The sequence below is a fragment of the Sphingomonas sp. SORGH_AS_0950 genome, assembly GCF_030818415.1.
Taxonomy (GTDB): domain Bacteria; phylum Pseudomonadota; class Alphaproteobacteria; order Sphingomonadales; family Sphingomonadaceae; genus Sphingomonas.
Window position 1 is genome coordinate 347,835 of the sequence record NZ_JAUTAE010000001.1, and the last position, 19,792, is coordinate 367,626.

The 19,792-nt window shown below is 66.5% G+C and carries 18 protein-coding genes; 9 read left to right on the forward strand and 9 right to left on the reverse strand.

Features of this window, described 5'->3' with window-relative positions; translation table 11 throughout:
* Window positions 1–44: 44 nt before the first annotated feature.
* The 5 genes from QE385_RS01410 to QE385_RS01430 are packed head-to-tail and all read right to left on the reverse strand — an operon-like array spanning window position 45 to window position 6,385.
* Window positions 45–1,835 carry an ABC transporter ATP-binding protein gene (locus tag QE385_RS01410; RefSeq protein WP_307098337.1) on the reverse strand — a complete coding sequence of 597 codons (1,791 nt, stop codon included), beginning with the start codon at window positions 1,833–1,835 and terminating at the stop codon, window positions 45–47.
* A complete protein-coding gene (locus tag QE385_RS01415; RefSeq protein ID WP_307098338.1) occupies window positions 1,832–2,629 on the reverse strand; it encodes an ABC transporter permease in 798 nt (265 codons plus the stop codon). Before QE385_RS01415 ends, QE385_RS01410 begins: the two co-directional genes overlap by 4 nt.
* Complete coding sequence (locus QE385_RS01420; protein WP_307098341.1) at window positions 2,626–3,585, reverse strand: ABC transporter permease; 960 nt, start codon at window positions 3,583–3,585, stop codon at window positions 2,626–2,628. The genes QE385_RS01415 and QE385_RS01420 overlap by 4 nt, the downstream gene beginning before the upstream one ends.
* On the reverse strand, window positions 3,582–5,108 hold the full coding sequence (locus QE385_RS01425; RefSeq protein ID WP_307098343.1) for an ABC transporter substrate-binding protein: 1,527 nt from the start codon (window positions 5,106–5,108) through the stop codon (window positions 3,582–3,584). Before QE385_RS01425 ends, QE385_RS01420 begins: the two co-directional genes overlap by 4 nt.
* Entirely contained in the window at window positions 5,105–6,385 is a 1,281-nt protein-coding gene (locus QE385_RS01430) for an FAD-binding oxidoreductase (RefSeq protein WP_307098345.1), read from the reverse strand. Before QE385_RS01430 ends, QE385_RS01425 begins: the two co-directional genes overlap by 4 nt.
* Window positions 6,386–6,717: 332 nt before the next feature.
* On the opposite strand from QE385_RS01430, the gene QE385_RS01435 reads away from it, so the two are divergent.
* The 9 genes from QE385_RS01435 to copD all read left to right on the forward strand — a co-directional run bounded on the left by QE385_RS01435 (window position 6,718) and on the right by copD (window position 17,177).
* A complete protein-coding gene (locus QE385_RS01435; RefSeq protein WP_307098347.1) occupies window positions 6,718–7,629 on the forward strand; it encodes a GNAT family N-acetyltransferase in 912 nt (303 codons plus the stop codon).
* Window positions 7,623–9,095, forward strand: coding sequence for an NAD-dependent succinate-semialdehyde dehydrogenase (locus tag QE385_RS01440; RefSeq protein WP_307098349.1), 1,473 nt, complete (start codon window positions 7,623–7,625; stop codon window positions 9,093–9,095). The genes QE385_RS01435 and QE385_RS01440 overlap by 7 nt, the downstream gene beginning before the upstream one ends.
* Window positions 9,092–10,159, forward strand: coding sequence for a tartrate dehydrogenase (locus QE385_RS01445; protein WP_307098350.1), 1,068 nt, complete (start codon window positions 9,092–9,094; stop codon window positions 10,157–10,159). Before QE385_RS01440 ends, QE385_RS01445 begins: the two co-directional genes overlap by 4 nt.
* A 130-nt stretch (window positions 10,160–10,289) precedes the next feature.
* Entirely contained in the window at window positions 10,290–11,666 is a 1,377-nt protein-coding gene (locus QE385_RS01450; RefSeq protein WP_307098353.1) for an aminotransferase class III-fold pyridoxal phosphate-dependent enzyme, read from the forward strand.
* A 40-nt stretch (window positions 11,667–11,706) separates the two neighbouring features.
* The gene (locus QE385_RS01455; protein ID WP_267433172.1) at window positions 11,707–12,201 is read left to right on the forward strand and encodes an Lrp/AsnC family transcriptional regulator; all 495 of its coding nucleotides are present in this window, start codon (window positions 11,707–11,709) and stop codon (window positions 12,199–12,201) included.
* 20 nt (window positions 12,202–12,221) lie between these two features.
* Entirely contained in the window at window positions 12,222–13,373 is a 1,152-nt protein-coding gene (locus QE385_RS01460) for a M20 aminoacylase family protein (RefSeq protein WP_307098355.1), read from the forward strand.
* A gap of 247 nt (window positions 13,374–13,620) precedes the next feature.
* Window positions 13,621–15,834: a TonB-dependent siderophore receptor gene (locus tag QE385_RS01465; RefSeq protein ID WP_307098357.1), complete on the forward strand. Its 2,214-nt coding sequence runs from the start codon at window positions 13,621–13,623 to the stop codon at window positions 15,832–15,834.
* 122 nt (window positions 15,835–15,956) lie between these two features.
* Window positions 15,957–16,319 (forward strand): copper homeostasis periplasmic binding protein CopC, encoded by a 363-nt coding sequence (gene copC / locus QE385_RS01470; RefSeq protein ID WP_307098358.1) that lies wholly within the window; start codon window positions 15,957–15,959, stop codon window positions 16,317–16,319.
* Window positions 16,320–16,322: 3 nt separating this feature from the next.
* Window positions 16,323–17,177 carry a copper homeostasis membrane protein CopD gene (gene copD / locus QE385_RS01475; protein ID WP_307098359.1) on the forward strand — a complete coding sequence of 285 codons (855 nt, stop codon included), beginning with the start codon at window positions 16,323–16,325 and terminating at the stop codon, window positions 17,175–17,177.
* 24 nt (window positions 17,178–17,201) lie between these two features.
* Here copD and QE385_RS01480 read toward each other — a convergent pair whose 3' ends face one another.
* From QE385_RS01480 to QE385_RS01495, 4 genes are read right to left on the reverse strand one after another with little or no spacing between them, the layout of a single operon-like run.
* Window positions 17,202–17,804: a hypothetical protein gene (locus QE385_RS01480; protein WP_307098361.1), complete on the reverse strand. Its 603-nt coding sequence runs from the start codon at window positions 17,802–17,804 to the stop codon at window positions 17,202–17,204.
* Complete coding sequence (locus QE385_RS01485) at window positions 17,801–18,496, reverse strand: HupE/UreJ family protein (RefSeq protein WP_307098364.1); 696 nt, start codon at window positions 18,494–18,496, stop codon at window positions 17,801–17,803. The genes QE385_RS01480 and QE385_RS01485 overlap by 4 nt, the downstream gene beginning before the upstream one ends.
* An 8-nt stretch (window positions 18,497–18,504) precedes the next feature.
* Complete coding sequence (locus QE385_RS01490; protein WP_307098366.1) at window positions 18,505–18,873, reverse strand: hypothetical protein; 369 nt, start codon at window positions 18,871–18,873, stop codon at window positions 18,505–18,507.
* A gap of 26 nt (window positions 18,874–18,899) precedes the next feature.
* On the reverse strand, window positions 18,900–19,643 hold the full coding sequence (locus tag QE385_RS01495; RefSeq protein WP_307098368.1) for a DUF4198 domain-containing protein: 744 nt from the start codon (window positions 19,641–19,643) through the stop codon (window positions 18,900–18,902).
* Window positions 19,644–19,792 lie beyond the last annotated feature (149 nt).

Below are 19,792 nucleotides of genomic sequence, written 5' to 3' on the forward strand. Positions count from 1 at the left end.
CTTTCCGGGGCGATGCCGAAGTCGGTATCGCCCCGCTTGCCCGCTCAGGGCGTCGCGAGAAAGTCGAGCGACTGATGGCAGAATATCTGCCGATCCCCCTCCAGCAGGCGCGGCGGCATCGTATCGACGCAGGAGGTGTTCGCGCGGATGCAGCGCGGGTGGAAGCTGCATCCGGTTGCCGACATCCGCGCGCCCGCCGCCCCGGCTTGTCGGGCCGGTGTCTCCTCCAGCCAGCCCGGCCGCAATTCGGGGACCGAAGCGGTCAGCAACCGCGTATAGGGATGGTGGGCCCCGTGACCCAGGCCATCGCGCGTCACCTGCTCGGCGACACGACCGGCATAGAGGACCAGCACGTCATCGGCGATCGCCCGCACGATTTCGAGGTCGTGGGTGATGAACATATAGGCGAGCCCGAGTTCGCAGCGCAGCTCGACAAGCAGGTCGAGCACGGCCTCCGCGATGACCGGATCGAGCGCCGAGGTGACTTCGTCGCACAGCAGCAGGTCGGGGCGTGCCGCCAGCGCGCGGGCGAGATTGGCCCGCTGCTTCTGCCCACCCGACAGTTCGCCGGGCAACCGGTCGGCGAGCGATGCGGGCAGGCGGACAAGGTCGAGCAGTCGCGCCACCTCCGCCTTGGCCGATCGTCGGTCCAGCCCGTGATAGAAGGCGAGCGGCCGGGCAATGGCAGCACCGATGCTGACCGACGGGTTGAACGCGGTGTCGGCGCTCTGGAAAACCATCTGCACCCGGCGAAGCTCGTCGCGCGACCGGTGCCGGACGAGCGGTGCGAGAGGATGGCCGTTCAGCAGGATGCGGCCCGCCGAGGGCGCGTGCAGCCCTGCCGCCACCCGCGCGAGCGTGCTCTTGCCACAGCCAGATTCGCCGATGACGCCCAGCACCTGGCCACGCCGGATCGAGACATCGATCCCGTCGAGGATTTTGGTCCGAGGCGCGCCGTCCGGCCCCGTCCCCCCATAACCCGCCACGATCCCCCACATATCGAGCAGCGGCGCCTCGTCAGTCGGTGGCGGGACGATGCGGGCTCGGGGCGCGGCGGCCGCGACCAGGGCCTGGGCATAGCTGTGGCGCGGGGCGAACAGGATCTGCGGGGTCGTTCCCAGTTCCTGCACCTCGCCGCCGCGCAGTACCGCGATGCGGTCGGCGATCTGGGCGACGACCGAAAGGTCGTGGGTGACATAGACGGCGGTGGTTCCCAGATCTCGCACCGCGTCCTTGAACGCCTTCAGCACCTCGATCTGGGTCGTGACGTCGAGCGCGGTGGTCGGTTCGTCGAAGATGACGAGGGCAGGGTCGGTGATCAGCGCCATCGCCGCCATCAGCCGCTGGAGCTGCCCGCCCGATACCTGATGCGGATAGCGTGCACCGACGCCATCGGGGTCGGGGAGCGCGAGGCGGCGAAACAGAGCCTTGGCCTTTTCCTCGGCGGCGGCGCGGTCGAGCGTACCGTGGATCAGCGCGGGCTCGATCACCTGCGCCATGATGGTCAGCGACGGGTTGAATGCGGCGGCGGCGCTCTGTGCCACATAGGCGACGGTGCGGCCACGCACCTGACGCAGCTGTTCGGGCGTTGCGCCATCGAGCCGGTGGCCTGCCACCTCGATCACGCCGCCTGCGATCCGGCAGCCGGGACGCGCATAGCCAAGTAGCGACAGGGCGATGGTCGTCTTGCCCGACCCCGACTCCCCGATCAGGGCCAGCACCTCGCCCTTCGTGATCGACAGGCTGACATCGGGTACGATCACGATCTCGCGTCCGTCTTCGCCGACGGCGGTGATGCGCAGATGGTCGATGCGGGCAAGCGGCACGTCGGTCATCGCCGCCGCCGCCCGGGAAGGGAGTCGATCACCAGGTTCATTCCTATCGTAAGGGAAGCGATCGCCACCGCCGGGAACAGCACGGCGGGCGCGCCGAAGCCCAGCCCGGCAATATTCTCGCGAACCAGCGCGCCCAGGTCCGCCTGGGGCGGCTGGACACCCAGGCCCAGAAAGGACAGGCCACTGAGCAGCAGGACGATGAACACGAAGCGCAGACCAAAATCGGTGGCGAGGGGGCCGGTGACGTTGGGCAGCACCTCCCGCACGACGATATAGGGCAGACGCTCGCCGCGGGCGCGGGCGGCGGCGACGAAATCCAGCGCCATGACGCCCACCGCCAGCGCGCGGGCGGTGCGGAAGGCACCGGGGGTATAGATGATAGCCAGCGTGCCGATCAGCACGGGTATCGAAGCGCCGGTCGCCGCGATCACCACCAGCGCCAGCATCAGGCTGGGGATGGCGATAATGATGTCGAAGGCTCGCGACAGGGCCATGTCGATCCACCCGCCGGCCGCGGCGGCCAGGCCAAGCAGGATGCCCGACATCGCTGCTATACTGGTCGCGACAAAGGCGATGAGGACGGTATAGCGCGCGCCGTACAGCACCCGGCTGAGCATATCGCGACCTAGATAGTCGGTGCCCAGCGGGAAGCGGCGGCTGACCCCGTCGAACACGTCGAGATGCACGACCTCGCCCACGCCATGGGGCGCGATGCCGGGGCCGAGCAGCGCGACGAGGATCCATGCCGATACGAGGGCCAGGCCGATCCGGCCGCTGTTCGTGAACCTCCTCATCGGTGACGCAGCCGGGGATTGGCCAGGATCGTGACCACATCGGCGGTCGTCACCAGGATGAGATAGGCGGTGCAGAAGATGATCGCGACCGCCTGGACCAGCGGCAGGTCGCGGGTGGCGACCGCATCGACCATCAGTCGCGCGATGCCGGGATAGTTGAAGATGATCTCGACCACGATGACGCCCCCCAGCAAGGTCGACAGGCTGAGCGCGATCGCATTGGCGATCGGCCCGATGGCATTGGGCAAGGCATGGCGCATTACCACACGGGCCGGTGAGCAGCCCTTCAGCCGGGCCGCCTCGCAATAGGACGTGTCGAGCGCGTCGATCACCGCCGCGCGGGTCATGCGGACCATCTGCGCCATGACGAAACAGGCAAGGCTGAATACCGGCAGCGCGAAGACCCGGACCAGGTCCCAGATCGAATGAACGTCGCGGGTGGAGGTCAGGGCGGGGAGCCAGCGCAGCGTCACCGCGAAAAGCATGACCGCCAGCGTCGCGATCAGGAATTCCGGTACGGACACGATGCCGATCGTCGCGATGCTGATAGCCCGGTCGAATGCGGTACCGCGTCTGACCGCAGCCATGATGCCCAGCGCCAGGGCCAGCGGCACCGACACCAGTGCGGTCAGCCCGGCCAGCGTCAGCGAATTGACCAATCGCGTCCCGATCATCTCGCGCATCGGCAGGCCGGTGATCAGGGAATGGCCCAGGTCGCCGGTCAATACGCCGCCCGCCCATTCCAGATATCGTCGCCAGGCGGGCTGGTCGAGATGCATGGCCTGGCGCAGGCCCGCCAGTGCCTCGGGCGTAGCGCTCTGGCCCAGTATCGCCTCGGCCACATCGCCCTCCATCAGCTGTGCGATGGCGAACACCGCCAGCGACACGAATATCAGCGTCGCCAGCGCCGCAGCCACCCGGCGGCCGATCAGCACCATGAGGGGAGAGTGGATCATGCGCCCTCCATCCATGCGTCGGCGGCAAAGTCGAAGCCCATCAATCCCCCCTGCGGCATGGGTCGCAGGCCCTTCACCCTCGGGTTGTGCGCATCGAGCGAGCTGAGGAACAGCGGAATGCCGATGCCCGCCTGGTCATGGACCAGATGCTGCATCTCGCCATAGAGCGACTTGCGGCGTGCCTCGTCCGTCTCGCCGCGCGCGGCCCGAAGCAGGCTGTCAAAACGCGCATTCTTCCACCCGCTCTCGTTCCACGGTGCGTCGGAGGCAAAGAACTGGGTGAAGATGATATCCGCCGTCGGGCGGGCGTTGACGTTGCCGAAGCCCAGCGGGACCTTCATCCAGCTGTTGGTCCAGTAACCATCGGATGGCACGCGCCGGATATCGAACCGGACCCCTGCGCGTCGCCCGGCATTCTGGATCAGCACGGCCATGTCGTCCGACTTGTCCGCCGCCGCCGAGGTGACGATGGGGAGGCGCGCGCCGATCATCCCGGCTCGCGCGAAATGATGGCGGGCGCGGTCCGGGTCGAAGGCGCGCTGCGGCACGCTGGGGTCGAAATAGGGGTTGGTCGGCGCGATCGGCTGGTCGTTGCCGATCGTCGCATAGCCGCGGAAAATGGCATTGCGCATCGTCTCGCGGTCCAGCAGCAGCTTCAGGCCTGCCACAAAATCCGGATGGCTGGTCGGCCCCCGGTCCAGCCGGGCGATCAGGTTGGTATAGCCGCCGGACCTGGTCACCAGCAGGTCGAAACCCGCATGCTCCAGATGATGGGCAATACGCGGATTGATCGCGTGGATCAGGTCGACATCGCCCGACAACAGCGCATTGATCCGCGCGCTGTCGTCCGAAATGGAGAAGAGTTCGATCTCGCCCAGCCGCACCTTGCGCCGCCAATAGTCGGGCCATCGCACCGCGAGCGAGCGCACGCCGGGTGCGAACTCGACCATGCGCATCGGCCCGGTGCCGACCGGATGGCGGAAGTCGCGGGTACCGTCGCGGACAATCTGGAATTGCGATATGCCCAGGATCGTCGGCAGGTCGGAATTGGCGCTTTCCAGGACAAGGCGCACATGATCCGGCCCATCGGCACGGACCGATGCGAATTGCTGGGCGAAGATTCGCGCTTTCGACCCCACTGCCGGGTCGAGATGGCGGTTCAGCGAGTAGACGACATCCGCGGCGGTGAGTGGCGATCCGTCGTGGAAGCGCACGCCACGTCGCAACCGGATCGACCAGTCGCGCGAATCCTGGCTCTCTATCGCCTCGGCCAGCGCAAATTGGGGACGGGACCGTGCGTCCAGCCGGGTCAGCCCGTCATAGACCATCGCGCAGCGGCAGAAGTCGGACACCACCGTCTGGCGCGCCGGGTCCATCGTGTCGGCGGTCGAACTGACCGCGACCGCCACCCGCAATCGCCCGCCCGCTGGTTCGGGACGCGCGGGCGTAAAGCCGCATGCGCCCAGGCCCAGCGACAGGCCGCCGCCGCCGATCAGGCGAATTGCGTCGCGCCGCCCGATCAATGCCGCCAGTCCTGATAGCGGTAATAGGCCCCGACCAGCGGAAGGAACCAGGGGGGGCCGAAATGCCCCGGGACGGCCGGCCAGTCGATGCCGTGGAAGGGATTGGCCTCGGCGGGGCTGGCCCCGGTCATGATCCGCGCCATCACCTCGCCCATCAGCACCGAAATCTGCGTGCCATGGCCGCTATAGCCCATCGCATAATGCACCCCGTCGCGAACTCCGGCGCGCGGCAGGCGGTCGGCGGTCAGGTCGACGATCCCGCCCCAATTATGTGAGATGCGGACCCCCGCCAGTCCGGGAAAGATCTCGCGCATCCGCGCCGCGAGGATCGCTCCGCTGCGCACGTCGTTGCGCGGGGTCGAGAGCGCGAAGCGGGCGCGGCCGCCGAAGATCAGCCGGTTGTCGGCGGTCAGGCGGAAATAATTGCCGATGTTGCGTGTCGTCGTCCCGTTGCGCCGTCCCGGCATGATCGTGTCGGCCAGATCCCCGAGCGGATCGGTTGCGACGATGAAGCTGCCGATCGGCACGATCCGCCGCCGCAGCCAGCGGAACGGACCGGATATCGATGCGCCCGTCGCCAGCAGGACGTCATCCGCAATGATCGTACCGCGCGGCGTGACCAGCTTGTGCCGTCCGCCCGGCACCCGCGACAGCCCGGTCAGCGGCGTATTCTCATATAGCCTGGCACCGTGGCGGGTCGCGGCGCGCGCCAGCCCCGCGGCGAAGCGACCCATATGGAGGGAGGCGCTGCGCGGGAAGACCAGCCCGCCATGAAAGGCATCGGAGCGGATTTCCCCGGCCAGCTGGTTGCGGTCGAGCAGGCGGATGTCCGGCTCTACCGTCTGCGCCAGCAGCTCGGCGGAGCGGGCGAGCTTGACGGCATGGTCGGGCTTGTCGGCCAGTTTCAGCTTGCCGTTGCGGGTGAAGTCGCAGGCAATGGCTTCCTCCTTCACGATCGCCTCCACCCGGTCGACCCCGGCGTCGAAGGCGCGATAGAGGTCGGTGGCGCGCTGACGCCCGAAGCGGGCGCTGAGGGCAGCGAAGTCGCCCGCAATGCCGTTGTTGCACTGGCCGCCATTGCGACCCGATGCTTCGCACGCGATACGCCCCGCCTCGATCAGGATCACCTGCGTCCCTGCCATCGCCAGCTGACGGGCGGCGGAAAGGCCGGTGAACCCGCCTCCGACGACCACGACCGTCGCCCGGGCGGGGAGTGGTGGCACCCCATCCTGCGCAAAGCGTTCGCCGCTATCCAACCAATAGGATTCCAGCATCATCGTGCGGTTTCGCGTCCCCCCGGCGCCGGGCCGCCCGACGCGGCTCCGACACGGCATAGTCTGCTACGCTGCGTCGGCATGGTATCACTTTAGTTGCATCGTCGGCCGGCCTTATGTGCCGATCCGACCCATCGGGACCGCACAGCATACCGCACCCTTCTCAACGGGAAATCGCCGCGAGAGGCGACGGGACCAGCTACATGGGGGTGTGATACCCGATGCGGCAGGATATTCCGTGCAGGCATCCAAATCACACGTGAAATGCTTCGGAAGGCGGTGAGCGACGCACCTCCTGCATCATGGCTGCGATAAAAGAATGGGAGAGGATTTCGATGGAACGCAAAACCATGCCAACAAGCGCCGAATTGCCCCCTGCCGAGGTCGAGCATCGCACGATGCGGCTTCGCGCCATGACCCCGCAGGATGTCGCCGCGCTGCACCTGCTGGCCAAGGCCGAACAATGGCCGCACCGAGCGGAGGACCTTGCCGACATGCTGGCCGTGGGCTCCGGCACGGTGGCGGAGCTGAACGGTGAGATCATCGGCACGACGATGTGGTGGCGGGCCGGCCCGGCCACCGCGACGCTGGGCATGGTGATCGTCTCGCGCCGTCATCGCGGGGCCGGCCTCGGCCGGATCGTGATGGACGCGGTGCTCGACCAGATTGCGGCCGCGCTGGGCCCCGACGCTGCGATCATGCTGAACGCGACCGAGGATGGGCTGCCGCTCTATCGCAAGCTCGGCTTTCGCGGCGTCGGTGAAATCCTCCAGCATCAGGGGGCGGCGTTTCAGGCCCCGCTGGTTCCACTGGAGCCGGGCGAGCGTATCCGGCCGATGGGGGAGCGCGACGGCGCGGTCGTCGACTCGCTGGTCCACGCGGCGACCGGCCTCGATCGTCCGTCGGTCATGACGCTGTTGCGCGAAAAGGCGCACGGCGTCGTGCTGACGCATGGCGATACGGTGACCGGGGCGGCGCTCTTCCGCCGGTTCGGACGCGGCTATGTCGTCGGGCCGGTGATCGCGCCCGACGCGACCCGCGCCAAGGCATTGATCGCCCAGTGGATCGGATCGCGCAGCGGTGAATTCATCCGGCTGGACATTCCGGGCGATAGCGGGCTTGGGGCGTGGCTGGAGGAACTGGGGCTGGTCCGCGTTGGCCGGGTGGTGACGATGGTACGGGGCGGGGAGCCGCAAGGCACCGCACCCGGCACCGCCTTTGCGATCGTGAGCCAGGCGCTATGCTGACCGCTCAGGACCTGCGCACGACCGGCCTGCTGGTCGAGACGATGCTGATCGATGGAGCTTGGACGGGCGCGAACGACGGCGCGACGCTCGAGGTGACCGATCCGGCGACCGGCGAGACGATCGGGACGATCCCGGCGGCGGGGACGGCCGAGACCGAGGCGGCGATCTCCGCCGCCGCCGCCGCGTTGCCCGGATGGCGGCGCCGCACGGCGGACGATCGCGCGACCCTGCTCGAGGCATGGCACCGGCTGATCCTCGACCATGTCGATGCACTGGCCGCGATCATGACCGCTGAGCAGGGCAAGCCGCTGGCCGAGGCAAAGGGGGAAATCGGCTATGCCGCCAGTTTCGTCAAATGGTTTGCGGGCGAGGGGCGGCGGATCGCGGGGCACATGATCCCCGCCCCGACCACCGACCGCCGCATCCTGGCGACCCGCGAGCCCGTGGGTGTGTGCGCAGCGATCACTCCGTGGAACTTTCCCGCCGCGATGATCACCCGCAAGGTCGCGCCCGCGCTCGCGGCGGGGTGCACCGTCGTCATCAAGCCGTCCGAGCTCACGCCCTTCACGGCGCTGGCGCTGGTCAGGCTGGCCGAACGCGCAGGGATACCGGCGGGTGTCGTCAACATCGTCACCGGCATGCCCCAGGCGATCGGCGCGGCGCTGACCGCCTCGCCGGTGGTGCGCAAGCTGTCCTTTACGGGATCGACGCGGGTCGGGGCGCTGCTGATGCGGCAGTCCGCGGACACGCTGAAGCGGTTGAGCCTGGAACTGGGCGGCAACGCGCCCTTCATCGTGTTCGATGATGCCGATGTCGATGCGGCGGTGGCCGGGGCGATGGCCTCCAAGTTCCGCAACGCCGGACAGACCTGCGTCTGCGCCAACCGCTTGTTCGTGCAGGACGGCATTCACGATCGTTTCGTGGAAAAGCTGGGTGAGGCGGTGCGCGCCCTGTGCGTCGGGGATGGGCGGCGGGCGGGGGTGACCATTGGTCCGCTGATCAACGTCGCCGCCACGACCAAGGTGGCCGAGCATGTTGCCGACGCGCTGGCCAAGGGCGCGCATATCGCCGCTGCCCCCGACGGTGTGAACGGGGATGCGCGGTTTGCGCGGCCGGTGGTACTGACCGAAGCGACGCCCGGCATGCGGCTGGCCTCCGAAGAGACGTTCGGGCCGGTCGCCCCGATCTTCCGCTTCCGTGACGAGGAAGAGGCGGTCGCGCTCGCCAATGCGACGCCGTTCGGCTTGGCCAGCTATTTCTATACCGACGACCTGCACCGAGCCTGGCGCGTGGGCGAGGCGCTGGAGTTCGGCATGGTCGGTCTCAACACGGGAGCGCTGGCGATGGAAATGGCGCCTTTCGGCGGGATCAAGGCTTCCGGGCTCGGCCGGGAAGGGGGGCGCGAGGGGATCGAGGAATATCTGGAAACCAAGGCATTCCATTGGGGGGGATTGAAGGGCCTGTGAGACATTACCGGATTGCGGTGATCCCCGGCGACGGGATCGGCAAGGAAGTCGTCCCCGAGGGCGTGCGCGCACTGGAGGCGGCGGCGGCGGCCTATGGCTTCACCGTCGAGCAGCAATGGCATGATTTCGCCTGTTGCGACTATTATGTCCGCCACGGTCGGATGATGCCCGAGGATTGGAAGGCGCGGATCGGCGGTGTCGATGCGATCTTCTTCGGCGCGGTGGGCTGGCCCGACACCGTGCCCGATCATATCTCACTGTGGGATTCGCTGATCCAGTTCCGGCGCGAGTATGACCAATATGTCAATCTGCGCCCGGCGCGGCTGATGCCGGGCGTGCCCTGTCCCTTGGCGGGGCGGAAGCCCGGCGACATCGACATGATGATCGTGCGGGAGAATACCGAAGGCGAATATTCCGCGATCGGCGGCACCGCTTTTCCCGGTACCGACCGTGAGGTGGTGCTTCAGGAAACGGTAATGACCCGTACCGGCACCGACCGCATATTGCGATATGCGTTCGAACTGGCGCAGAAGCGGCCTGCCAGGCATTTGACCTCCGCCACCAAATCCAACGGTATCGCGATCACCATGCCCTGGTGGGACAGTCGCGTCGCGGAGATGGCCGAGAAATATCGGGAGGTGCGGACCGACAAATATCATATCGACATCCTCGCCGCGCAGTTCGTGATGAATCCCGACCGGTTCGACGTGGTCGTCGCCTCCAATCTGTTCGGTGACATCCTGTCCGATCTGGGCCCGGCCTGCACCGGCACGATCGGCATCGCGCCATGCGGCAACATCAATCCGGATCGCGCGGTTCCGTCGCTGTTCGAGCCGGTCCATGGCTCGGCGCCCGATATCGCCGGGCAGGGGATCGCCAATCCGGTCGGCCAGATCTGGTGCGCGGCGATGATGCTCGATCACCTCGGCGAGACGGCGGCGGCGGCGTCCATCGTCACCGCGATCGAGACGGTGCTGGCCAGCGAGGGCGGCCGCACGCGCGACCTGAAGGGATCCGCCGACACCGTGCAATGCGGCAAGGCGATCGCGGCGGCGATCGGTTGAGGACGGGGGCGGCATAATCTGCCGCCGGGTCGGAAAACTCGGCAGCTTCCCATGCCGGAAAAGGGGCGAGCGGCCCCTTCCGCCGTACCGGACGCCTAAGCTGGCATCATTCAAGACAATAAGGCCAGTCATGTTCTCCAATTCGCTGATCGAGGCGGATCGCCGCCACCTCATCCATCCCGTCACGTCATGGCGCGGGCATGAGGCGCGGGGCGCGACCGTGTTGACCGAGGGACAGGGCATGTACCTGACCGACAGCGACGGGCATCGCCTGCTCGATGCCTTTGCCGGGCTATGGTGCGTCAATATCGGCTATGGTCACGACAGCGTGGTCGAGGCGGCCGCCGAACAGATGCGGCGCCTGCCCTATGCGACCGGCTATTTCTCCTACGCCAGCGAACCGGCGATCCGGCTGGCCGAGCGGCTGGCGGGCCTGGCACCCAAGGGACTGGATCGCGTTTATTTCACGCAAGGGGGATCGGACTCGGTCGACTCCGCGCTGCGCTTCATCGTTCACTATTGGAACGCCAGGGGCCGTCCGACGAAGAAGCATATCATCGCGCTCGACAAGGGCTATCACGGTTCTTCGTCGAATGGCGCGGGCATCACCGGCCTGCCAGCCTTCCACCGCCTGTTCGACCTGCCGCACAGCTGGCAGCATCACATTCCGACGCCCTATCCCTATCGCCATGCGGCCGGGGACGATCCGGCGGCGGTGATCGCCGCCAACGTCGCTGCGCTGAAGGACAAGGTTGCCGAGCTTGGGGCCGAGAATGTCGCGGCCTTCTTCGCCGAGCCGGTGCAGGGTTCGGCGGGCGTGATCGTACCGCCCAAGGGGTGGCTGGCCGCCATTCGCGCGGCCTGCACCGAACTCGGCATCCTGTTGGTCGTCGACGAGGTCATTACCGGTTTCGGGCGGACGGGGCCGATGTTCGCTTGCGAGCATGAGGGTGTGTCGCCCGACCTGATGACGCTGGCGAAGGGGCTGACCGCCGGTTACGTGCCGATGGGCGCGGTGTTGATGTCGGCGGAGGTCTATGACGGAATCGCCGACGGTCCCGACAATCACCTGCCGATCGGGCACGGCGCCACCTATTCGGGACATCCGGTCGCGGCGGCGGTGGCGATGGCGGTGCTCGACCTTTACGAAGGCGGTATCATCGCCAACGGTCTCGCCCGCGCGCCGCAACTGGCCGCCGGGCTGGCGGCGGTCGCCGATCATCCGCTGGTCGGCGACGTGCGACAGGCGGGGATGCTGGCGGGGATCGAGCTTGTCGCCGACAAGGCCGCCAAGACGCGCTTCGACCCGGCGCTGGGCCTGCCCGACCGGTTGGCGAAGGCAGGCTATGCCCGCGGCATCATCTTCCGCGCCTTTGCCGACGGGACGATCGGGCTTGCCCCCGCGATCAGTTGCGACGAGGCGGATATGGCGACCTTGCTTGCGCGGTTGACGCGCACGTTGGATGATGTCGCCGAGCAACAGGAGGTGCGGGCCGCGCTGCGATGATCGCGGTTCGTACGGGGAATGAAGGGGTATATCCGCCACCATGACGTCAGCGCCCAAACTTGATCGACTGGACTTTCGTATTCTGGCGCAGCTGCAGCGCAACGGGCGGATCACCAATGTCGACCTGGCCGATGCGGTGGGCTTGTCGCCCAGCCCCTGCCTGTCGCGGGTCAAGCGGCTGGAGAAGGCGGGCTATATCACCGGCTATGGCGCGCATGTCGCGCTCGCCAAGCTGGGCGAGACGCTGACCGTCTTTACCGAGGTGACGTTGAAGGATCATCGCACCGGCGACTTTTCCCGTTTCGAGCAACGCGCACGCAATGTGCCCGAGATCGTGGAATGTCATCTGGTCAGCGGTGGATATGATTATCTGATCAAGTTCATCACGCGCAACGTCTCGCAATATCAGGAACTGATCGAGTCCATTCTCGAAAGCGATTTCGGGATCGAGAAATATTTCAGCTACATCGTCCTCAAGTCGCCGATCGTGAAGCGTTACGACCCTATCGAAACCTTGTTCGAGGATCGCGGCTGACGTTGCCGGAAGGTCTGCTTATGCCCATCGACGCCCAGGAATTGGACCATCTCATCGCGCTTCGGCGTGATCTTCATGCGCATCCGGAACTGGGCTTTCATGAGCATCGCACCGCAGGGATCGTCGCCGATGCGCTCCGGTCCGCGGGGCTGGAGGTGACAACCGGGATCGGCGGCACGGGGGTCGTCGGCACGCTGCGCCACGGCCCCGGCAACGGTGCGATCGGTTTCCGCGCGGACATGGATGCGCTGCCCTTCGCGGAAGCGACGGGGCTGCCCTATGCCAGCACGACGCCGGGCGTCTTTCATGGCTGCGGCCATGACGGGCACAGCGCGACGCTGATCGGGGCGGCGCGGTTTCTGGCGCGGACCCGCGATTTCTCCGGCACGATCCATTTCATCTTCCAGCCCGCCGAGGAAGGGCTGGGTGGTGCGGATGCGATGGTGCGGGACGGGCTATTCGACCGGTTCCCCTGCGACCGGGTGTTCGCGCTCCACAACTGGCCCGACCTGCCGCTGGGCAGCGCCCGGACGCGGCGCGGACCGATCATGGCGGCGGCGGACCGCTTCGACATCACCATTTCGGGGCGCGGCGGCCATGCCGCCATGCCGCACCAGACGCCGGATGCCATACTGGCCGCTGCCACCCTGATCGGCGAGTTGAACACGATCGTCGCGCGCCGCGTCGCCCCTACCGAAAGCGCGGTGCTGTCGGTCACGAAGGTCACTGGCGGGGATTCGCACAATGTCATCCCGGCGGAGGTGAGGCTGACCGGCACCGTGCGCACATTCTCCGCGGCGGTGCAGGACCGCATCGAGGCGTCGCTGCGGGCGATCTGCGAGGGCGTCGCGCGGGTGAGCGAGACGCAGGTGTCGGTCGATTATATCCGCTACTACCCCGCGACGATCAATGACGCCGACAGCGCGGACATCGCGCTGGCGGCGGCTCGCGCGGTGTGCCCGGATGCGCAGCTTGCTGCCGATCCCGCCTTCACCTCGGAGGATTTCGCCTTCATGCTGCGGGCGCGGCCGGGCGCCTATCTGTGGCTCGGGCAGCGCGACGATGGCCATGCCGCGCCGTTGCATCACCCCGGCTATGACTTCAACGATGCGGTCATTCCCTCTGGCATCGCGTGGTTCGCCCAACTGGCCCGGATGCTACTGCCCGCCTGAAGACGGCGCCCCGGCAGACCCGCCTCCTCCGGCGGCAAGATCGTGTCGGTGAGGTGCGCGCAAATCCGCATTTCGTTCCGATCCGGTCACGGCTTCGCAATAAAATGCTTGTCGCTGCTGCCCATGATGCCGGCATCGCAGAGAGGGCGACACAATGGCCCGCCGGTCCACGAAGACCGCGACGAAGGCCAGGGCGCCGTCACGATGAGGACGATGCGACTGCCACTATCATTTCGGGGGAAAATATATGCGCTATCGACATCTGCTATCGTTCAGCGTCGCCGCTCTGGCGATCACGACATCCACGGTGGTCTCGGCGCAGACGGTGCCGGTGGCGTTTCGTCCGGCGGCGGGGGCGGCCGAGGGCGATCCCAAGACTGCGGCGATCGCCGAGGAACCCCAGCAGGCCGACATCGTCGTGCAGGGCCAGCGCCAGCAATATGTCGCCGCCGTCCCCACGATCGAGGTGCCCCAGAGCATCCAGGTCCTGTCGGCCGAGACTTTGCGCGATGCGGGTGTAACCCGGCTGGACAACGCACTGGACTTTGCGACCGGCATTGCCCGCCAGAATAATTTCGGCGGCCTGTTCGACGTGTTCGCCTGTCGTGGCTTTTCGGGGGACGAAGGCTCGGCGAGCAACTATCTGGTCAACGGGTTCAACGCCGCGCGCGGCTATGGCGGATCGCGCGACACCTCGAATGTCGAGCAGATCCAGGTGCTGAAAGGCCCCAATTCCTCGCTGTTCGGGCGCGGCGAGCCGGGCTGTACGGTCAACATCATCACCAAGAAGCCGGGCTTCGACCTGCACGGCGGCGCGATCCTGTCGGCGGGCAGCTTCAACACCTTTCGCAGCGAGGGCGACTTCAACGTGCCGCTGTCGTCACGCATCGCGATGCGCGTGACGGGCGCGGCGGAATCGGCTGACAGCTTCCGTGATTTCAATTCCAGCCGGAAGATCACGGTCACGCCCTCCTTCCTCGTCAAACTGGGCGAGGACAGCTCGGCCAGCTATGAGTTCGAGTTCATCGACCAGAAAGTGACCTTCGATCGCGGCATCGTCGTGCCGACCGGCGATCTGTCTCTCATTCCGCGCAACCGCTTTTTCGGCGAGCCGGGCGATGGACCCGTCCATGTCCGCGCCATGGGCCACCAGGCCCAGTTGCAGCATGATTTCGACAGGAACTGGTCGATCATCCTGGGCGTCGGCTATCGCGACACCTTCTTCCGGGGCGTGTCGACCGAAGCGGAGCTGGCCGCAGGGCGCCAGCGGCTCTACGCCGACGGCATCACTCTTTCGCGCCAGCGACGCGACCGGGATTACAAGACCACCGACCTGACCTTCCGCGGGGAATTGAGCGGCACGTTCGATACCGGGCCGCTGACCCATCATATGATCGTCGGCGCCGACTGGGACGATTATGAGTTGGACATTGTCCAGAACCGCTACCGCCCGCCAGCCGTCGCATCGCAGGCGGCCGGAAATCTGGCGGCGGGCAACCGCATCAACATCTTCGACCCCGCCTATGGCAAGCTGCCCAGCACCGGCGCGTTCCAGAGCTATCTGGAGCGTCAATATAGCTGGGGTGCCTATCTGCAGGATCAGATCGACGTCACGGACGGACTGAAGTTGCGCGCCGGCGGTCGCTACGACCAGTTCGAGCAGATCATTGACGACCGTGTCTCGCGCCGCCGCGCACAGCAGTTCCGCACCGCGTTCAGCCCCTCGGTGGGGGCGACATACCTGTTCGGACCGCAATTCTCGCTCTACGCCAATTACGGACGTGGTTTCCGCCCGAACAACGGCACGGACGCGAACGGCAACGCCTTTGTGCCCGAGCGTACCACCTCCTATGAGGCGGGGGCCAAGGTTTCGCTGCTCCACCAGCGGCTGACCGGCACGGTCGCATTGTTCAAGACCAACAAGAACAACGTCCTGACCGCAGATCCCATCAACGCCAATTTCTCGCTGGCGGTCGGCAAGGCTCGGAGCAAGGGCGTCGAAGCCGAGCTGTCGGGCCAGCTGCCCGCCGGGTTCCGGGTCCAGCTGAACTATGCCTATATCAACGCCGAAGTGGCGCAGGATGCGCTCGACCCCAATTTCGGCTTCGGCCTGCGCGAAGGCGATCCGCTGATCAACATCGCAAAGAACAGCGGCAGCGCGCTGGTCTTCAAGGATTTCGATATTGGTGAAAAGCGCCTGACCGTGGGTGCGGGTGTCAATTATGTCGGCAAGCGCCTGGGCGAGACCGGCTACCGCTTTGCCAATGGCAGTTTCTACTATCTGCCCGCCTATACGCTGACCCGCATGACGGCGGCGTTCGAGGCAACCGACCGGCTGCGTATCTCGGGCGAGGTCACCAACCTGTTCAACGTCCACTATTTCCCCAGTTCCTATTCGCGGCTGTGGACGCTGCCGGGTGCACCGCGCCAGTTCGTGGTCCGGATCGGTTATTCCTATTGATCGGTGCGCGGCCGTCTTCCCCCCGGCCTGGTCCGAAAAAACCATGTCGGGTGAGGGGCGGCCGCTCCGCCCGCGTATTGAAGGGCAACGGTTCTTCACCCCCCCAATCGGAGTTTGATCCCATGCGTCGCATCCTGCTCGGCCTGGCCCTGGCCGCGTCCCTGTCCGCCCCCGTCCTGGCGCATCCCAAGCTGCTCGGCGCCAGTCCCGCCGCCGATACCACGGTCACGACGGCACCGCGCACTCTGGTCCTCAATTTCTCCGAAAAGCTGATCGCCCCGATGTCGGGGGCCGAGCTGACCATGATCATGCCTGGCATGGCCGGGCACGCCATCCCCGTGAAGACCTCGGTCGGGGCGGACGGGCGTTCGCTGGTCCTGGTTCCTGCGTCACCCTTGCCGCGCGGCCAGTATCAAGTGGACTGGCATGTCGTGTCGGCCGACACGCATCGCATCACCGGCAGCTACAAGATTCAGGTCGGCTGACCCATGGCGGAGGCCGCGCTGATCCTTGCGCGGGGATTGTCGCTGACCATCCTCCCCGGACTGTTCGGACTGGCCCTGTTCGCAAAAGGAGGGCGGTGGCCGCTGGTAGCGGTCACCGCCCTTGCCATTCTTGCGTCGGCCATCGGCTTCGTCCTGCTGGCCGTTGCGATGACCGGCGGCGACTATGCCGCCCTGAGTGGCGACCTGCTGACCATGCTCCTCCGGGACACCGCGCCGGGGCTGGCCTTTGTGATGCGCCTGATGCTGCTCGGGGCCCTGCTTCTGACATTGCTGGTGCGGTCGGTCGTGCCGCGGTCCGTCGTCGCACTGTTCGCGGCGGGCGCTACGGCGACCCTGGCCTGGAACGGGCATGGTGCCATGGACTCCGGCGCGGTCGGCTGGATCCATCTGGGTGCCGATATCGTCCATATGCTGGCGGTCGGAGCGTGGATCGGTGCGCTGATCGTCTTTCTTGGTCTTGTCGTCCGCCGCGGGTCCGATCACGAGGCGGCGGCACGAGCGCTGGCGGGCTTTGCGGGCGTGGGCAGCGTGATCGTTGCCGCTATCCTGGCCACGGGACTGGTCAATGCCGCGATGCTGATCGGGGTCGATGGGATCACACGGTTGCCCGAGAGCCTTTACGGTCGGCTGATGATCGCCAAGCTGGCGCTGTTCGGGGCCATGCTGATGCTCGCCTCCGCGAACCGATACTGGCTGACCCCCGGCCTGATCGCATCCGGACGGAAGGGGCTGCGGGCTTTGCGGATCAGCCTGTCGCTGGAACTGGCCGCCGCCGTGGCGATCGTTGGGCTGGTGGCCTGGGCGGGAATTTGCGAGCCGCCGATCTCCGCCATGTGATCGGCCACGCCCCGCCCGAAGCGGTTAATCGCGTATGAATGCGCTGTCGTAGAAGCCGTCGAGCCGGACGACGAGAGTCACCGGCACCGCCCCCCGGTTCTTCCAGTACCAGCCATGCGTGCCGGCAAAGGGCGCGGTGAAGCTGCCCTGACCGGAGCGGACATTCTTCTGCTTCCAATAGTCGGTGAAGTCGGTCTCGCCGCCGCCGATAGGCTCGCCGTGCATGTCGGCTCGGACGAGGCCGGAGGCGTTCCAGCGGAAGTTGAAGCTGTCACCCGCCTTCATCCGTGCTTTCACCTCGACGCCCTTGCCGGGGGCAAGGGTCACGGTCTTCTCGTCGGTGCGGAAGGGCGTGACGCGGGCGATGTTGGCCTGGGTTTGGGTTGGTATCGCGATGGTGGCGGGCGTGCCGATCACGGGGGCAGGGGCGTCCTTCGTCTCCTCGCCGCCATTCGCCATGCGTGTCAGGCCCAGGAGGCGGCCGACCCCGGTCGGGTCGATCCCATATTCGGCGGGTAGGACGAACAGGGTCAGGATCGCGGCGCCCGCGCCCAGCGCGGCGAGCAAGGCGCGTCCGACGGTGCGGGGGGATGCGACAGCGGAATCGGTGGCAAGCGTGGCGGTCATGCGGCCTTCTCCATCAGGAAACCGGCGAACTGATAGCCGGTCAGGACGATACCCGCGCTCATCAGCACGGTATTGGCGACGACGACGCGGCGCGCAAAGTTCGGCGAGCGCCGCCATAGCGTCATGAGGAACAGGATCGCACACAGGGCCAGGAACTGCCCCATCTCGACCCCGACATTGAAACTGACGAGATTGGGGACCAGTCCGTCGCGCGACGCGATCAGGCTCTGGAGCTTGGTCGCAAGACCGAAGCCGTGGAAGAGACCGAAGATCAGGACCGCCGCCTTCTGATTGGGCTGAAACCCGATCAGCATCGGGAACGCTCCCAGATTGTCGAGCGCCTTGTAGACGACCGACAGGCCGATGATCGCGTCGATCAGATAGGGATTGGCGTGGATGTTGAAGAACACGCCCGCGAGCAGGGTCGTGCTGTGCCCGATGGCGAACAGCGTGACATAGGTGCCGACATCCTTCAGCCGATAGAGAAAGAAGATGACGCCGAACAGGAACAGCAGATGGTCGTATCCGGTGACCATGTGCTTGGCGCCCAGATACAGATAGGGGATGATATTGATCCCCGGATTGTTCTGGATGAACGCCTTGTCCCCTTCGGCGACGCCGTGTGCGGCGGCCATGCCGTGACAACCGACCGCCAGGGCGATGCCGACCAGCGGCAGCACCCTGCGTCGCATCCCGCCGGTCATCGGATCACGAAGGTCGCCGTCTGGCGCGCCTGGGTCTGACGGTCGATCAGGAGGACGCCGACCTTCGATCCGGAAGCGACGACCGCGCCCTTGGCGACGAACTGGTTGCGCGCGGCCGGGGTCAGCGCGATCTCGGTCTTCTTGGCGCCCGTGGTCACGACCAGCTTGCCCGACATTCCGGACGCGGGCACCTCGTCGCCATCCTCCATCACATAGAGCGATACGCCGCCCCTGGCGCGGACCAGTTCGAACACGGTGTCCCCGATCTCGACCACCTGCCCGCCATGACGGGGCTTGTCGTCGCCATGGGCGAGGGCGGGTGACGCGGCGAGCATCAGGGAAAGGCAAGCGATGGCGTATTTCATGATCGGTCTCCGCTGGCGGTCAGGGGTCATTTCTCGGGCGCGTGCGGCAAGGTGAAGGACAGCGTCGCGGTGTGTTCGTAACGGTCGATCTTGCCCGGCTGATCGGACGGGGAGACATAGACGGCGCGCAGGACGTTCAACCCCTGGTTGCGCACCGGCAGGGTGACGGCGCCATCGGGTCCGGTCGCGATCTCGGCCGCGTCGGGGTCGTTGACCATGTCGTTGATGATCGTCGCGCCCGCGACAGGCTTGCCCTTGAAGAACACGCGGTAGGTCATCGGCGTGCCCAGCTTGTCGGGCAGGGTGCCGACCGGCACGATCTGCAGCGTCTGCGCGGGGATCAACGGCACCGGTTTTGCCAGCGGCCCCTTAATCATCGTGGCATATTTGATCGTCGTCTCGCTCTTGACGGAATTGGGCACCTCGTCCTTGGGTTTCTTGACGAATTCGCCATCGGGCAGTTTGGACCAAGTGCCGTTCTGAAGGACCGCGCTGACGATCGTCGGCGGGGCGTCGGTGTCCACCAGTACGACCGGCCCTGCCGTGCGGAGCTGCGCCCGGATCGGGTTCAACTCGGCATCCCAGGCCTGCACGCTTTCCATATTCGGCTGGCGCTTGACCGCCTCCAGGTCGTCGCCGCCGATGCCGTAGATGATGGCGATCTGCTTGGCGCGCTGCGCGAACCAGATGCCGTGGGCGTCGGCCATGGTGGGGATCGAGAGCCCTGCGGACAGGACGGTGGACCAGATCAGCGTCGTTCGCTTCGCCACGTCATCACTCCTTTGCCAATGTCACCAGAGGCTAGTCGTGGATCGACCGCAGCTTTGACCGTCTTTCGTCGTCCATGCGAACAAGATGCCGCCGTGGCGGCGATGCAAAGCACGTCCTTTGCCTGCCCCCGGCGGCGACCGGAGGCAGG

Bases quoted from the DNA above. Each gene is read 5' to 3' on its own strand.
- QE385_RS01435 (WP_307098347.1), top strand. From the start codon at position 6,718: ATGGAACGCAAAACCATGCCAACAAGCGCCGAATTGCCCCCTGCCGAG.
- copD (WP_307098359.1), top strand. From the start codon at position 16,323: ATGGCGGAGGCCGCGCTGATCCTTGCGCGGGGATTGTCGCTGACCATC.
- QE385_RS01455 (WP_267433172.1), top strand. From the start codon at position 11,707: ATGACGTCAGCGCCCAAACTTGATCGACTGGACTTTCGTATTCTGGCG.
- QE385_RS01480 (WP_307098361.1), bottom strand. From the start codon at position 17,804: ATGACCGCCACGCTTGCCACCGATTCCGCTGTCGCATCCCCCCGCACC.
- copC (WP_307098358.1), top strand. From the start codon at position 15,957: ATGCGTCGCATCCTGCTCGGCCTGGCCCTGGCCGCGTCCCTGTCCGCC.
- QE385_RS01415 (WP_307098338.1), bottom strand. From the start codon at position 2,629: ATGAGGAGGTTCACGAACAGCGGCCGGATCGGCCTGGCCCTCGTATCG.
- QE385_RS01485 (WP_307098364.1), bottom strand. From the start codon at position 18,496: ATGCGACGCAGGGTGCTGCCGCTGGTCGGCATCGCCCTGGCGGTCGGT.
- QE385_RS01450 (WP_307098353.1), top strand. From the start codon at position 10,290: ATGTTCTCCAATTCGCTGATCGAGGCGGATCGCCGCCACCTCATCCAT.
- QE385_RS01490 (WP_307098366.1), bottom strand. From the start codon at position 18,873: ATGAAATACGCCATCGCTTGCCTTTCCCTGATGCTCGCCGCGTCACCC.
- QE385_RS01460 (WP_307098355.1), top strand. From the start codon at position 12,222: ATGCCCATCGACGCCCAGGAATTGGACCATCTCATCGCGCTTCGGCGT.
- QE385_RS01410 (WP_307098337.1), bottom strand. From the start codon at position 1,835: ATGACCGACGTGCCGCTTGCCCGCATCGACCATCTGCGCATCACCGCC.
- QE385_RS01440 (WP_307098349.1), top strand. From the start codon at position 7,623: ATGCTGACCGCTCAGGACCTGCGCACGACCGGCCTGCTGGTCGAGACG.
- QE385_RS01430 (WP_307098345.1), bottom strand. From the start codon at position 6,385: ATGATGCTGGAATCCTATTGGTTGGATAGCGGCGAACGCTTTGCGCAG.
- QE385_RS01465 (WP_307098357.1), top strand. From the start codon at position 13,621: ATGCGCTATCGACATCTGCTATCGTTCAGCGTCGCCGCTCTGGCGATC.
- QE385_RS01420 (WP_307098341.1), bottom strand. From the start codon at position 3,585: ATGATCCACTCTCCCCTCATGGTGCTGATCGGCCGCCGGGTGGCTGCG.